We start from the raw sequence: 14,677 nt of genomic DNA, 5'->3' as shown, positions 1-14,677 counted from the left end.
AACAAGAGTACCAATAACTGGAAAATAATGGGATGGGGCGCTATTGATCTGGAATGACAGTTCATTTAAATAGGGGAAGCTTTGTCTTTATATGTTTTAGTTTAGTACTTCTTTTAGGAATAGTAAAGTATGCTTCCAAGCACGTTTGGCCATGACAGGATTATATTCAGGTGATTCCGGATTGGTAAAGGTATGGCCAGAATTGGCATAGGTAATGATCTGCCAGTCCGCTTTTCCTTCATTAAGTTCCTTAACCAATCCATCATAATCTTCTTTTGATACACTTTTGTCAGCGGCGGGATGTTCAACCAATACTTTCACATTGATCGCTGCATTAGGTCTGTCGGCTGATTTGGAGAGTCCACCATGAATACTGACCACCCCTGCCACAGGAAAACCAGCGCGTGCTGTTTCCAGTGCTCCGGTTCCGCCAAAACAGTAACCGATTACTGCAATTTTTTCGGGATCAGCCCCAGCTTCCTTCAATTGTTTCAGAGCAGCCGCAATGCGCTGCTGATAGGCCTTGTAGTCTGCTTTATAATGGCCGGCGATTTTCGAAGCCGCTGTATTGTCTGTGGGGATATTTCCTTCACCATAGATATCGGCAATGAAAGCAATATAACCTTCTTTTTCAAGTTGCAATGCGGCTTGTTTCGCCTCGTTATCTATGCCTTTCCATGCGGGTAAAATAAGGACAGCGGGTCCTTTTTTGTCGGCGTTGGACGTGATAAGTCCGTTCAGTTGCTGTGTTCCGTCTTTGTAGGATACTTGTTTTAACTCCTGTGCTTTCATACCCATGGTAACCATAGTTAATAGAAAAAATGTCAAAGCTGTTTTCATCTGTTCTTAATTTTATTAGCCGTCAGATGGGCTGTGTGATTAAAGATACCTTTATGTCCTGTGAAAGTCCTTATTGCGCTTGATAAGCAAAATTGTGTCAGATAAACAAACTTAGACTCCGGATGGTTTTATTGATTCAATAATTCCGATCACATCTAATTGTCCCAAACCGTTGTCATGTGCCTTTTGATAGGTTTCGAGCAAGGTGTCCAGTAGGGGATAGGCTGCTCCCGCTTGCTGTGCCAGCCGGATATCTTTTAACATCAGATCCAGTGCAAATGCTGCGCTGTAATTTCCTTCAACAAGCAGAGGCGTTTTAACTTTCGTTGCTCCGCTGCCGCTGGCACTATCGTTGATAATCGCTAGCATTTCACTACGTTCAATTCCTAATTGATCGGAGAATAAGATGGTTTCGGCCAGCCCTTGATAGAGGATTGATAGAAAGTAATTGATAGCTAGTTTTGCGGCAATACCTTTGCCATTTTCACCAAGATGTTTAACGGATTTTCCCATCTTTTCAAGGTAAGGTCTGGCACGTTCGAGGTCAGTTTGTTCTCCACCCACCATAATGATCAATGTACCTTCTGCAGCAGGTTTGGTGCTTCCGGCAACTGGAGCATCCAGAAATGCAGCGCCTTTTGCTTTTAGCTTATTGGCAAGATTGATACTCACATCTTGAGCGATGGTACTCATATCCACAAATAATTTTCCGCTGATAGGCTGTTCGAGAATTTTACCATAAACTTCTTCGACAGCTTCGTCGTTTGTCAGCATGGTGAAAACAACATCACTGGCCTCGATCAGATCCGTGACTTCACTATAAACAGTTGATTGTGCTGCAAAGTCTGTCGTTCTGGCGATGTTTCTGTTGTAAACGGCAAGTGGAAAACCTGCTTTTTCTAGGTTTTTTGCCATGGGATTCCCCATGTTCCCTAATCCTATAAATCCTATGTTTTCTCTTTTCATTTTAAATTGTGTCATGTGAATCGAACATTCAGCTCACGATAAAGGTACAAATGTTTTTGGATCCATGGGGTACAAAGCTATGACAACAGCACAGGTATTGAAATCTGTCTCTGTAGACTTTATATCCGCTGGATATGAATTTATTTTTGTTGCTAAATCAATACCCTGATCTCATTCCTTAGCAATACGATTTTGTCTTCATTCTCCAGTTTTTTTAAGATCCGCGAAACGACAACGCGAGAAGTATTCAGATCGGATGCAATATCCTGATGAGTAAGGGTAAGGATTCGGTCGTTGGTCAGATTTACTTTTGCTTTTAGGTAATTGAGGATACGTTCTTCCATATTGGAGAATGCAAGATTATCTATGGCCTGTAACATTTCATTCATCCGGCTGGAATAGCTTGATATAATGAAATTGCGCCAGGAGGGGTATTTTGCCATCCAGTCATTGACCTGTTCATTGGGGATCATGGCTACGGTTGTGTCCTTTTCAGCCCGGGCACGAATTTCACTTTTTTTATTACCCAGACAACAGGCGATAGACATGGTACAGGTCTGTCCCTGTTCAAGATAATAGAGTAGGAGTTCGCCTCTGGCTTCATCCTCGCGGACGACTTTGATTGCTCCCGCTAGCAAGAGGGGCATTGCTCTGATGTATTGATCGGTATCGATGATGATATCGCCTTCACGGAAAGTTTTGATGTGGGCGTTCTGTATAATTTCTTCAATCAATGCAGGTTCAAGAACACCTGCGTAAGCTTGTTCAATGGACAACATAGTTTATTGTTATTAATTTAAATATAACGATTTCAATTGTATTGAAGATGCATGTCCACTGAAATGATGAGAGTTGATCGTAAAAATCGGTCAGTGTAACCAAGAGTAGAGGTGTTCATCATAAAATACGGAAAAGAAACCATAATTTGAGTTATTCAAATAAGACAAAATTTTATTTTGATTATTTTTTATGTATTGATATAAATAGGATATTTTTGTTGTGGTTGTGTTAATGGTGTGGCTTATCTGTTGAGTTTTTTGTTTTAAAATCGAATTTAACCTGTGGAAGATTAAAATCTGAAAGGAATATAAATACGGTATTTATAGCCCCACTAGTGTTAAAATTAGTTAAAAAGACAATCAATTCCTAATTTTGCGGCACAAAAAACAAAACAATCACATCTAACATGAAAAAGTCTTTACTTTTTTTTGCGCTTGTTTTTGCTAGTTATGGAGCGGTTCATGCACAAACGGCAAATACAAGTTCGGTTTCAGGAGTTGTAAAAGAGGCTACTGGACAAACAGTTAAAGGAGCAACCATTAAAATCACCCACCTCCCAAGTGGAAAAGTAGTAAGCGGCTCAGCTGATGCTCAAGGAAAGTTTCAAATTTCAAATCTTCAGGAGGGAGGTCCCTACAAAGTGGAAGTGACATACATCGGAGAAACTCCAGTGGTCATTGAAAACATCCTATTGAAATCGGGCGAATCGTTGAATATCAATCCGACATTTTCGGAAGACGCTTCAACGAATTTAGATGAGGTTGTTGTTGTTGGTCATGGTGTTGTTGACATAGCGGTAGGTAGAAAAACGCCTATTGCGGTTTCAACGATTCATAGAACGGAAATTGAAGAAAAAGTAGGTGCGCAAGATATCACGTCAACTTTAGCAAATACGCCATCAGTTTACATTACGGGACAGGCGAAAGGTTTCGGGGAATCTTCAATGACTACACGTGGTTTTGACCAATCCAATACCGCATTTTTATTGAATGGTCAGCCTGTTAATGGAATGGATAATGGCCGTGTATATTGGTCTAATTGGTCCGGTCTTACAGATATTGCATCTTTGGTACAGATCCAACGTGGCTTGGGGGCCTCCAAACTAGCGATTTCATCTGTGGGGGGAACCATCAACTTTGTAACCAAGTCCACGGATATGAAAGAGGGTGGTTTTGTGCGCACTACAGTCGGTAATGACATGCTGATGAAAGGAACAGTTGGCTATAGTACCGGAATGATGAAAAACGGTTTTGCTGTTTCAGCAATGTTTACACATTGGTCCGGTGATGGATACGTGAATGGTACAGAAGGGCAGGGACAAAATTATTTCTTGTCTGTGGGTTATAAAGCGAGCGAGAAGCATAACTTTAATCTGATGGTAACTGGTGCTCCACAATGGCATAACCAAGGTTTCACTTCGACATTGGATAACTACCTGAAAAATGGACGTAGATACAATAGCAATGTCGAGACCGTTAATGGTGCTGAAGTTAACTACCGTAAAAATTACTACCATAAACCGGTAGCCAATTTTAACTGGGATTGGACCATCGATGATAAATCCTCATTATCTACCGTTGTTTATGCTTCCATAGCAAGTGGTGGTGGCCAATCGAAAAGATCAGAGAAAACCAATAAGGGACCTTATTTGTCTGCGGATGTAAACAATCACCAATGGTATGGTATCGTTTCCAACTATAATCGTAAATTAAATGAGAATTTAAATTTCAACGTTGGATTTGACTTGCGCGATTATAAAGGCGAGCACTATCGTCAGGTAACGGATATGTTGGGGCAGTCATCCATTGCAAACGTAGGTAACGTAAACTTGGGCAACAATGTCTTTATTACAGAGACTTATTCAACCAATCCATGGAAGGCTTTCTCAAGCCAGCCTAAATCGACAGAAAATAGATTAGCATGGGATTATGAGCAGATGATCCGTTACGGCGGCTTATTTGGTCAATTAGAATATGCTAAAAATGGTTTTACCGCATTTTTCCAAGGATCAATTTCACAACAGCAAAATAGCCGTAGAGAATATTATCTAGAGAAACCCGAAAACTCAAAATCAGAAAATGTCAATAATTTTGGATATAATACCAAAGGAGGTGTAAGCTATACGCTAGGCAAACATAGTCTTTTTGCTAATGCTGGTTACTATTCACGTCAGCCTTATCAGAACAATATCTTTATGAATTATAGAAATGACGTGAACCCTTATGCGGAGAACGAGAAGATCTTAGGTCTTGAATTAGGGTATAAATTCGTGTCAAGGTATATTGATGTGAATGTGAATGCCTATAAAACGACTTGGGAAAATAGGGTAACTGGTAACTCAAAAAATGCTGTAAAAGCAGATGTTGAAAAATACAATCCCACCAATGATCCGAACATCTTAGTAGAGGGAGATTATCTTTATTTCTCGAATTATGGTGTAAAACAAAACCACAAAGGGGTGGAGTTGGATTTTGCTGCCCGTCCTTTCAGCGGATTTACCCTGAAAGGTTTTGCCTCTATCGGTGACTGGAAATATGATGGAAAATCCGTTACGATTGTCCGTAATGAAGACAGAGTGGTGTTGGCAACAGAAGAAACCGATCTAACAAATGGAAAAGTTGGAGATGCTGCACAGACAACCTATGGTTTAGGGGCCAAGTATTTTATCACGAAAGGTTTATCTGTTGATGGAGACTGGAGATCCTACGATCGGTTATATTCTTCAAGACAAGCTGGTGAGGGCAAAGTATTGGAATTACCATCGTACCAACTTGTTGATGCAGGTGTTTCTTATAAAATAGATATCACTGAGAAGAATGCAATAAGTTTTAGATTTAACATCAACAACTTATTCAACAAATTCTATATTTCTGAGGCGACTACAAATATTTTTGAAAACAAGAAGGGTGAAACGAACGAATATTGGAATGGAATCAATACCTCTAACACTGTATTGATCGGTCTAGGTAGAACGTGGAATGCTTCTGTGAAGTTTACATTCTAATAAAATATCCTATTTAGTATTAAGAAGACTCACATTATTGTGGGTCTTTTTTTGTTTTTTAATAAAAACTTAATATTTTTAGGTGATCTAACTGCTAACCTGATGTTGCATAAATTAATTTGTCTGGAAAATTTACAGATAGGCACCGTTTATTTTTCCGCTTTTGTGGTAAACCTGGATGGTGGAAGTATCGGTTTTGCTTTATTTATTAACCAAGAAAATGACCCGATTTTTATTTTTCGAAAAGAGAAGAAAAATGAAGTGTCTTTCCATGTGAATGAAGATCAATTTTTTTGGATTGTAAAAAATAGTCAATTTACTGCTGGTGAACGCCAAAGCTTTTTCGCAGAGTTTGTTGAATTTTTACGTTTAATGGAAGACAAAGTTTCCAATTATGTCTTTAAACGTGAAAAACTTGTCAGATTTACAAATTCGAGGGATATCGTTCGGTACAAATATCTCTATTTGACCGGTGAACTGAATTAAATTGTTCCTATTTAAGCAAGATTGGGAGACGGTTAAATTTTTTTTGTATCGAAATTTAGTTTAGTTTTGAGTATGAAGCGAATGATGTCAAATCTATCTGTTACCCTTTGGGACAAAGCTGTTACTGAATCGGATTTTAAACTTCCGTCTCCTGTATTACTTGCTAAGTTTTCTTTTTTGCCCATTTCGTCATTTTTTCCAACGGATATCATTTCTTTACCCCAAGACCGCTTTGATCACATCCGGAGAGAAGACATCAAACTCCTATTAAAAGGCTTTTCGATGGGGATTATTGCTGATAATGATCCCGTGCAAGTCTTGGAAGAGGTCATCGCGCTGTCGAACAGTGTATTGGCATACAGTTACCTTGGGCTCTATTATTTTAAAATAAAAGCCTATGAAGATGCAATCGCTGTCTATAGCAGGGCAATTGAATATTTTAAAGAGGAACCCTATTTTTATGCAAGCCGATGCTTGGTCTATCGCCTGACTGGGGAAGATGAGGGAGCATTTTATGATTACCAGATTGCCAAAAGGTTAGACTTTAATTACCATAGCGTCTTGGAATGGCAAGAGAATCAAGCTGAAGTCAGTTATTTTGAAGCAGAAAATCTGGTCATTCAGGAGCTGGAATCTACGTCCAAAGAACTCAGTACGGATGAGCTGAATTCATTAGGGCTTGAATATGTACATTGTTATAATTATCTGAAGGCGATCGAATTGTATACCTCGGCCATTAATAAAAATACAACAGGAGATAGTAACCTCTTTGTTTTCAGAGGAAGTCTCTATCTAAAATTGACCTGCTTTGAGTTGGCTTTAAATGATTTTAATCGGGCGATCGAGCTGGATGAAAATCAAACGGCTGCCTATGTATTCCGTGCCAAGGTGTTTGAATCCTACCGTTATTCAGAAAAAGCACTTAAGGATTACGCGAAAGCGGAAGAAAATGACAGCAACTCATCTATTGTGTATGAGGAAAGAGCTTCCTTATTTGAACGTCTGGGCTGCCTGCCCGAAGCCTTGTCTGATTTTGACCGTTTGGTCGAATTAAATCCCGACGACTTTTATGTCTATTCTTTACGAGCTGATCTTAAGGAAAAACTGGCAGATATGCATGGTGCATTGAACGATTATTCAACAGCTATTGAGCTGAATCCTTATTATTCGGACTTATATTCCTATCGGGCTGCCATTAAAGAAAAACTCGGTGATTCCGTAGGAGCGAAGCTTGATTTAGATAAGTTTGATGAATTGGAAGATGAATAAAAAGAGTAAAGGCATTCAAAAGAAAAATACGTCCACCCGAGAATAGAATAATTGAAGCTAATTAGGAGGACGAATAGACGAATAAAATTAAATAGCAACGGGGCGGTCCAAAGTTTGGACTGCCCCGTTGCTATATTAGCTGAGCTCCCATCGAAGTATGGAATTGTTCTTCTTTAAATCTGCACGATGGCCGATCTAAAAAGAATTGCTGCTTTACTTGATGATGCGCTTAATTTTATTTGAACGCTTGATCAGTTTATGCAATTTGTCATAGTCTTCACTGGCAATGGAATCATGTAACGACTGTAGTTGTTTGATATGTTCTTCCAGAACTTCCAGTACATTTTCCCGATTTTGTTTGAAGATGGGGGTCCACATATCGGGTGAACTTTTGGCCAGGCGTACCGTGGATTCAAAGCCTGATCCTGCCAGCTCAAATATACGTCCCTGCGATTTCTCCTTTTCCAATACCGTTAATGCTAGGGCAAATGAAGTAAGGTGGGAGATATGCGAAACATAGGCTGTATGTACATCGTGTTCATCCGCATTCATGAAGCAGGTGCGCATTTCCAGTTGATCGGTGATTGCATCGGTGATTTCGAAAGCGTCTTCATCTGTTCTGAAGGCTTCAACATAAACCATCATTTTGCCTTTAAAAAGACCGGCAACAGCAGCTTCCGGGCCAGAATATTCTGTACCTGCCATAGGGTGGGCAGCGATATAGCGCCCTCGATTTGAATGATCTTTGATTTTGTTGAGTATGTTGGTTTTAGTCGATCCCATATCTATAACAACTTGATCGGTGACCTGATCAAGGATCTGAGGAACGACCTGCAAAATCGCATCAACAGGAATAGTCAATATAAGTACCTTACATGTTTTTATTGCTTCTTCCAAGGTCATTGCTTCGTCGATAAAGCCAATCTGCTTGGCTTTGTCAAGATTTTTCTCGCTTTTATCTACGCCAATAATCTTACTGCAGAATTTTGTTTCCTTTAGGCGAATGGCAACTGAGCCGCCAATTAAGCCTACGCCTACGATGGCAATATTCATATGTGAATAATTATTAATTCGTGTTGATTGTATGTATTAATGCTTTACATTTATTTTACGGGCTCTTGAAGCCTGATCTTTTTTTGCCAAATGAAATAGCTGTTTTATTTTTCGTCATCACGGCTATTTCATCTGAGACTGATATGCTATATTGAAATTTGCTGTTAGAAGCTTTCTTTGATGCGTTGGATGGATGCTTCAAGAACTTCCACAGTGGCGCAGAGACTGATGCGGATATACTGATTTCCACCATCTCCAAAGATTCCTCCTGGTGTGATAAACACACGTGCGTTGTTCAATGCAGCATCGCTCAATGCATAACCATCGTTGTAGGTATTCGGGATTCGTGCCCACACAAATAAACCCACCTGATCTTTTTGGTATGAACAGCCCAATAGGTCCATGATTTCATATACCTTCTGACGTCTAGCAGCATAAATTTTGTTTAAATCCTGATACCAGGACGCATCAAGTTGCAGGGCTTTTGCTGCTGCCAATTGAACAGGCAAAAACATTCCGGAGTCCATATTGCTTTTAAAACGTAACACCTGATTGATACGCTCTTCGCTACCAACCAATACTCCGACTCTCCAGCCAGCCATATTGGAAGATTTGCTCAAAGAATTTAATTCGATTGCGACCTCTTTAGCGCCTTCTACGCTCATGATACTACGTGGTTTATCAGTCAGGATAAAACTATAGGGATTGTCATGACAGATGAGAATGTTGTATTCCTTTGCAAACGCAATCAATTCCCTATAGAACGCATCTGAGGCCGAGGCACCCGTAGGCATGTGCGGATAGTTGATCCACATCAATTTGACGTTTGACAGGTCATGTTTGCGAAGTTCGTTAAAGTCAATCAGCCAATTTTTTTCCTGTGTAAGCTTATAGGTTATTGCTTCTGCTCCGCTTAATCTTACGGCCGCAGCGTAGGCTGGGTAACCGGGATTAGGGATAAGCACTTTGTCCCCTTCTTGGAGGTAAGTCATGCAAATGTGGACGATTCCTTCTTTCGACCCAATCAGTGGTAAGATTTCCGTATTGGGGTTAAAAGTAGCCTGATAATAGCGTTGATACCAATCTGCAACAGCTTGCCTTAAGGCCGGAGCTCCTTTATAATTTTGATAGCCATGTACATTTGGAAGTTGTGCATTCTCACTCAGTGTCGCGATTACCTCCGGGTGAGGGGGTAAGTCAGGACTTCCAATTCCTAGATTGATTACACGTGCACCCTGTCTGTTAAGCTCATCTATTTCCCTTAATTTTTTTGAGAAATAATATTCTTCAGTGTGCTGCAATCTTTTGGCAACGTCTATTTGCATTTTATTTTTAATAATTTTGGTACTTGAATGAAGCTAAATTAGGGAATTATCTATAAAAAGCAGCTATTTTTGTCGTTTTTTCAATCCAACATCCCGTTTTGTGTTTATCACTGAGGTGCAACAATTTTATTGAATAAAAGTGTATGAGTGCTTTTCTTGATTAATTTGTTATTTTTGTTCAATTTCCTCGCTTAACAGAATTTTAATGGAAGAGGAGAGGTCGACAAATTATTTTTTTGTATCAAATTAATTTGTCTTAGTTCAAAATAAATGAAAACATATTTTAGGCTCTTATCATTTGCTAAACCCATTGAGAAATTTGCAATTCCGTATGTAATTTGCACCTTGATAGCGGTTGTTTTTAGCACATTAAATCTAGCATTACTCGCTCCATTACTTCATACACTTTTTAATACAGGGGAAGCTACTGTCGAAACAGTAAAACCTGAGACTTATACCGATATTTTAGCTTGGTTTAATTACTATGCTAGTATAGCAAATGACCAATTGGGAGCTTATGGCGCATTGAAGTATGTTTGTATCGTTATTGTAATTTCTGTATTTATAAGCAATCTTTTCCGCTATTTCTGCCAGCGGATTATGGAGAATTTTCGGATACATACTTTGTTAAAACTCCGTAGAGCAGTATTTGATAATGTAATGGATTTACACGTTGGCTATTTTACGGGGCAACGCAAAGGAGATATTGTCTCAAAGGTGGCATCCGATGTACAAGTTGTGCAGTATTCGGTCACAGGTACATTGCAAGTGGTATTCAAAGAACCTTTGCAATTGATCGCTTATATCGTGATGCTGTTTAATATTTCAGCAAGACTGACCTTCTTTTCGTTGCTGGTCATTCCGATTTCTGCATTTTTTATTGCCCGGATTGTAAAGAATCTAAAAAGTCAGGCGCGCTCGGCACAGGAGTCCTATGGAAATATGATTTCCTATCTGGACGAAGCATTATCAGGTGTCAAAATCATCAAGGCCTTCAATGCAGTTTCTTTTATCAAAAATAGATTTCACAATGAGAATGAACGTTACGCTAATATCGGGCGTGCGATGGCTAAGCGGCAGCAAATGAGTTCACCTGTCTCGGAGTTATTGGGGGTCATCATGGTAGCCATCATCTTGTTATATGGTGGCCATTTGGTGCTTTCAGGAGATCAGAGTTTGACTGCTCCCGCATTTATTGCTTACATTGCTATTTTTTCACAGGTGATGCGTCCTGCAAAAGCATTGACCGATGCCTTTAGTGGTATTCACAACGGTCTTGCTGCAGGAGAGCGGGTATTGGAACTGGTCGATGAGCGGAGTGAAGTGACCGACAAGCCTAATGCGAAAAAGGTTGATAGCTTTAAACAGAATATTGTTTTTAAGGATGTGAATTTTGCCTATACGAAGGATAAGAAAATACTTCAGGGGATAGACCTGACGATTGAAAAAGGAAAAGTAGTGGCTTTGGTTGGTCCTTCAGGTGGAGGTAAATCGACATTGGTAGACCTTATACCTCGATTTATGGATGTCACTGATGGTCAGATTCTTTTTGACGGTGTGGATTTGAGAGAGCTGGATCAGGATTCTTTGCGTAATATGATCGGTGTAGTCAATCAGGAATCGATTTTATTTAACGATACCATTTTTAATAATATTGCATTTGCTAACTTGTCCGCCAGTCAGGAGGAGATAGAAGCTGCAGCAAAGATCGCCAATGCACATGAGTTTATCCTAAAGACAGATCATGGGTACCAAACCAATATTGGTGATCGAGGCGGTAAATTATCGGGTGGACAGCGTCAGCGGATCTGTATCGCACGTGCTGTGCTGAAAAACCCACCGATCATGCTACTTGATGAGGCGACTTCGGCTTTGGATACCGAATCTGAGAAACTCGTGCAGGATTCACTCTATAAATTGATGGACAACCGGACAACAGTTGTCATCGCCCACCGTTTAAGCACCATTCAGAGTGCCGATAAGATCGTTGTGATCGAAGCAGGAAAGATTGTTGAAGCAGGGAGCCATAGTGAATTGCTACAACGTGATGGCTTGTACAAGAAGTTGATCGAGATGCAGCAATTTACCGACTAAGCATGTCGTTTTTAGGAAGTTTTGTTTGTCTTTCCAGGACTAAACATGACGCAGTCCTGAATAAGTGTTATCACATTTTATTATAACTTTTGTCGCCTTTTAGGTACATTTGTCTAAGATAGGAGATACATTAATGAACGCAATAGATAAATTAAATTTCTTGATCAATGATAAAAATTTAGCCGTTGAATTAAGAAATATTGCTGAGAAAGTTTTGCGAGAGGAGCGTATCACTTTTGATGAGGGAGTTCTTTTATATGAAAAAGGTGAATTAGGCTATCTTGGTGTTTTAGCCAATTACATCCGTGAGAAACGTCATGGAGACTATACCTTTTTTAATCGTAATTTTCACATAGAGCCCACCAATGTCTGTGTATATGACTGCAAATTCTGTTCCTATTCCAGACTGATCAAAGAGCGTGCTGAAGGTTGGGAAATGGAGGTTGATGGCATGATGGATATTGTGAAGAAATATGACAATGAAGCCGTTACCGAAGTGCATATTACAGGTGGGGTGGTGCCGAAACAAAACCTTGAGTTTTATGCAGATTTCTTTAGAAGATGTAAAGCACATCGGCCAGAATTGCATATTAAGGGACTCACTCCAGTAGAATATTATTACATCTTCAAGAAAGCAAAGTTGAGCCACTACGACGGACTGAAATATTTACAGTCTTGTGGTCTGGATTCGATGCCCGGAGGCGGGGCTGAAATCTTCCATCCGGAAATCAGGGAACAGATTGCGCACGACAAATGTACCGCTGAACAATGGCTTGACATTCATGAGCAGGCGCATCGTCTAGGGATGCATACAAATGCAACGATGTTATACGGTCATATTGAGCAATTTTGGCATAGGGTGGACCATATGGAACGTTTGCGGCAGCTTCAGGATAAAACCGGCGGCTTCCAGACTTTTATTCCATTGAAATTTCGGAATAAGGAAAACCAAATGTCGCATATCCCTGAGGTTTCAGTTGTCGAAGATTTAAGGAACTATGCGGTTGCGCGGATCTACATGGATAATTTTGATCATATCAAAGCGTATTGGGCCATGATTTCGAGAGACACTGCACAATTATCGTTGGCTTTCGGTGTGGATGATATTGATGGCACCTTGGACGATACAACCAAAATCTACAGCATGGCCGGTGCCGAGGAGCAAAAACCCGGTATGACAACACAAGAGGTCGTGGAATTGATAAAAAAGGTAGGCCGCCATCCCATCGAGCGGGATACCCTGTATAATGTGGTAACAGACTATAAAGATGTTGTCTTTGACGAGGATTCCAAAAAGAAAAGTTATTACGCACTACCTGTAGTGAACTCATAAATTAGACTATACCCATTTTGAAAAAGACATTTTATTTTATACGACACGGACAGACTGATCTAAATTTAAAAGGCATTGTGCAGGGGAGGGGGGTTAATTCTCCATTAAATGAAACCGGAATGGCTCAGGCTCAGGCTTTCTTTGAACGGTACAATACAGTGCCATTTGACAAAATATACACCTCGACCTTATTGCGGACACATCAGACAGTAAAAGGCTTTATTGACCAGAATTTGCCTTGGGAACAGCTCGTCGGATTGGACGAAATTAGCTGGGGAATCTACGAAGGAAAGGAGCAGACTCCCGAGTTATTGTCGGGTTTTGAACAACTGGTTGCTGCATGGCGCAACGGAGAATTGGATGTCAGTATTGAAAATGGAGAGTCTCCCAACGCATTAATGGAACGCCAGCAGGCTGCATTGGATCATATGCTAGCCCAAGCAAATGAAGAAAATATCCTCGTTTGCATGCATGGTCGCGCACTGCGTATTATGCTTTGCCTGATGACTGGTATTGATGCCCGATATATGGACGATTTTCCGCACACAAATACTGCTTTATATAAATTGCTGTACGATAATGGTCAATTTGAAATCATAGATCATTACAATACAGATCACTTAGAAGCATTGATGAATGAATAAAATTAGAGTTTCAGCCGTATCTTACACAAACACATATCCGTTTTTGAACGGAATACGTAAATCAAAGGTTATGGATCAGATTGATCTCAGTGTCGATTATCCAAGTGCCTGCGCTCAAAAAGTAATAGATGACGAGGCCGATATGGGAATTATTCCAACGGCCGCACTATTAAGTCTTCCCGAATATTACATCAATACGGACTTTTGTATTGGAACCGAAGGCGCCGTTGATTCGGTGTTTATTTTTTCCAATAAGCCCATTACGGAAGTGGAAACCCTCAAATTGGACAAGCAATCGCGTACATCGAACGGTTTGGCCCGCGTGCTTCTAAAAAATTATTGGAAAAAAGATATTCAGTTAATTACTGACGACGGCGGGATGGAGCCGGATGCCTATGTCCTGATCGGTGACCGCACCTTCGGTAAAAAGAATAGCGTACCCTATGTTTATGATTTGGGAAAGGAATGGTTCGATTTTACTGGATTGCCTTTTGCGTTTGCACTCTGGGTAAGCAATAAAAAGTTGCCCGAATCATTTGTGAAAGATTTCAATGACGCGCTCGCCTATGGCGTAGCAAATGCGACCGATGTCATTGCCGGACTGCCCGAATTTGAAGGATTTGACTATACAAAATATTTAACGGCACATCTTGATTTTCACCTAACGGATAAAAAACGGGAAGCTGTACAACGTTATCTGGGCTATTTAAAAGATCTGGACTGATCAAATAAAACTTAAGCTGTTAGCATAAGAAAAGAGGTTTGTTGTAGATATGCCCCAAAAAGTTAGGGATATTCAGAAAAACCCCAACTATTTGATAAATAAATAGTTGGGGTTTTATTATCTTCGTGTATTCCCCCGAATAATAAGGTTAGCGGCCAA

General features: G+C 40.1%; 12 protein-coding genes. 7 read left to right on the top strand and 5 right to left on the bottom strand.

Annotation, left to right across the window (positions count from 1 at the left end; all coding sequences use genetic code 11):
• Window positions 1–96 precede the first annotated feature (96 nt).
• The 3 genes from D7322_RS19585 to D7322_RS19575 form a co-directional block, all read right to left on the bottom strand.
• Complete coding sequence (locus tag D7322_RS19585) at window positions 97–840, bottom strand: dienelactone hydrolase family protein (protein ID WP_121125933.1); 744 nt, start codon at window positions 838–840, stop codon at window positions 97–99.
• A 111-nt stretch (window positions 841–951) separates the two neighbouring features.
• Window positions 952–1,806, bottom strand: coding sequence for an NAD(P)-dependent oxidoreductase (locus D7322_RS19580; RefSeq protein WP_121126059.1), 855 nt, complete (start codon window positions 1,804–1,806; stop codon window positions 952–954).
• A 152-nt stretch (window positions 1,807–1,958) separates the two neighbouring features.
• Complete coding sequence (locus D7322_RS19575) at window positions 1,959–2,585, bottom strand: Crp/Fnr family transcriptional regulator (RefSeq protein ID WP_121125932.1); 627 nt, start codon at window positions 2,583–2,585, stop codon at window positions 1,959–1,961.
• Between the two features lie 407 nt (window positions 2,586–2,992).
• Between D7322_RS19575 and D7322_RS19570 the strand changes: the two genes are divergently transcribed.
• The 3 genes from D7322_RS19570 to D7322_RS19560 all read left to right on the top strand — a co-directional run bounded on the left by D7322_RS19570 (window position 2,993) and on the right by D7322_RS19560 (window position 7,345).
• The gene (locus D7322_RS19570; protein ID WP_121125931.1) at window positions 2,993–5,590 is read left to right on the top strand and encodes a TonB-dependent receptor; all 2,598 of its coding nucleotides are present in this window, start codon (window positions 2,993–2,995) and stop codon (window positions 5,588–5,590) included.
• Between the two features lie 102 nt (window positions 5,591–5,692).
• Window positions 5,693–6,076, top strand: a complete 384-nt coding sequence (locus D7322_RS19565) for a hypothetical protein (RefSeq protein WP_121125930.1) — start codon at window positions 5,693–5,695, stop codon at window positions 6,074–6,076.
• An 81-nt stretch (window positions 6,077–6,157) separates the two neighbouring features.
• A complete protein-coding gene (locus tag D7322_RS19560; protein ID WP_183078776.1) occupies window positions 6,158–7,345 on the top strand; it encodes a tetratricopeptide repeat protein in 1,188 nt (395 codons plus the stop codon).
• A 213-nt stretch (window positions 7,346–7,558) separates the two neighbouring features.
• Here the strand turns inward: D7322_RS19560 and D7322_RS19555 are convergent, their stop codons facing one another.
• Together D7322_RS19555 and D7322_RS19550 are read right to left on the bottom strand one after the other, a co-directional pair.
• Window positions 7,559–8,416: a prephenate dehydrogenase gene (locus D7322_RS19555; RefSeq protein ID WP_262707654.1), complete on the bottom strand. Its 858-nt coding sequence runs from the start codon at window positions 8,414–8,416 to the stop codon at window positions 7,559–7,561.
• Between the two features lie 146 nt (window positions 8,417–8,562).
• Window positions 8,563–9,723: a pyridoxal phosphate-dependent aminotransferase gene (locus D7322_RS19550; protein WP_121125928.1), complete on the bottom strand. Its 1,161-nt coding sequence runs from the start codon at window positions 9,721–9,723 to the stop codon at window positions 8,563–8,565.
• A 270-nt stretch (window positions 9,724–9,993) separates the two neighbouring features.
• Between D7322_RS19550 and D7322_RS19545 the strand changes: the two genes are divergently transcribed.
• The 4 genes from D7322_RS19545 (at window position 9,994) to D7322_RS19530 (ending at window position 14,518) form a co-directional block, all read left to right on the top strand.
• A complete protein-coding gene (locus D7322_RS19545; RefSeq protein ID WP_121125927.1) occupies window positions 9,994–11,817 on the top strand; it encodes an ABC transporter ATP-binding protein in 1,824 nt (607 codons plus the stop codon).
• 133 nt (window positions 11,818–11,950) lie between these two features.
• A complete protein-coding gene (mqnE, locus tag D7322_RS19540; protein ID WP_121125926.1) occupies window positions 11,951–13,150 on the top strand; it encodes an aminofutalosine synthase MqnE in 1,200 nt (399 codons plus the stop codon).
• A gap of 17 nt (window positions 13,151–13,167) precedes the next feature.
• Window positions 13,168–13,794 (top strand): histidine phosphatase family protein, encoded by a 627-nt coding sequence (locus tag D7322_RS19535; RefSeq protein ID WP_121125925.1) that lies wholly within the window; start codon window positions 13,168–13,170, stop codon window positions 13,792–13,794.
• Window positions 13,787–14,518 carry a menaquinone biosynthetic enzyme MqnA/MqnD family protein gene (locus tag D7322_RS19530; protein WP_121125924.1) on the top strand — a complete coding sequence of 244 codons (732 nt, stop codon included), beginning with the start codon at window positions 13,787–13,789 and terminating at the stop codon, window positions 14,516–14,518. The genes D7322_RS19535 and D7322_RS19530 overlap by 8 nt, the downstream gene beginning before the upstream one ends.
• The last annotated feature ends 159 nt before the right edge of the window (window positions 14,519–14,677 follow it).

Source organism: Sphingobacterium puteale (assembly GCF_003627955.1).
Taxonomy (GTDB): domain Bacteria; phylum Bacteroidota; class Bacteroidia; order Sphingobacteriales; family Sphingobacteriaceae; genus Sphingobacterium; species Sphingobacterium puteale.
The sequence above is the reverse complement of the archived record's forward strand: the minus strand, read 5'-3'. Positions and strand labels throughout refer to the sequence as shown.

Excerpts from the sequence above, each read along its gene's own strand:
- D7322_RS19585 (WP_121125933.1), bottom strand. The coding sequence starts at position 840 with ATGAAAACAGCTTTGACATTTTTTCTATTAACTATGGTTACCATGGGT.
- D7322_RS19580 (WP_121126059.1), bottom strand. The coding sequence starts at position 1,806 with ATGAAAAGAGAAAACATAGGATTTATAGGATTAGGGAACATGGGGAAT.
- D7322_RS19575 (WP_121125932.1), bottom strand. The coding sequence starts at position 2,585 with ATGTTGTCCATTGAACAAGCTTACGCAGGTGTTCTTGAACCTGCATTG.
- D7322_RS19570 (WP_121125931.1), top strand. The coding sequence starts at position 2,993 with ATGAAAAAGTCTTTACTTTTTTTTGCGCTTGTTTTTGCTAGTTATGGA.
- D7322_RS19565 (WP_121125930.1), top strand. The coding sequence starts at position 5,693 with ATGTTGCATAAATTAATTTGTCTGGAAAATTTACAGATAGGCACCGTT.
- D7322_RS19560 (WP_183078776.1), top strand. The coding sequence starts at position 6,158 with ATGATGTCAAATCTATCTGTTACCCTTTGGGACAAAGCTGTTACTGAA.
- D7322_RS19550 (WP_121125928.1), bottom strand. The coding sequence starts at position 9,723 with ATGCAAATAGACGTTGCCAAAAGATTGCAGCACACTGAAGAATATTAT.
- D7322_RS19545 (WP_121125927.1), top strand. The coding sequence starts at position 9,994 with ATGAAAACATATTTTAGGCTCTTATCATTTGCTAAACCCATTGAGAAA.
- mqnE (WP_121125926.1), top strand. The coding sequence starts at position 11,951 with ATGAACGCAATAGATAAATTAAATTTCTTGATCAATGATAAAAATTTA.
- D7322_RS19530 (WP_121125924.1), top strand. The coding sequence starts at position 13,787 with ATGAATAAAATTAGAGTTTCAGCCGTATCTTACACAAACACATATCCG.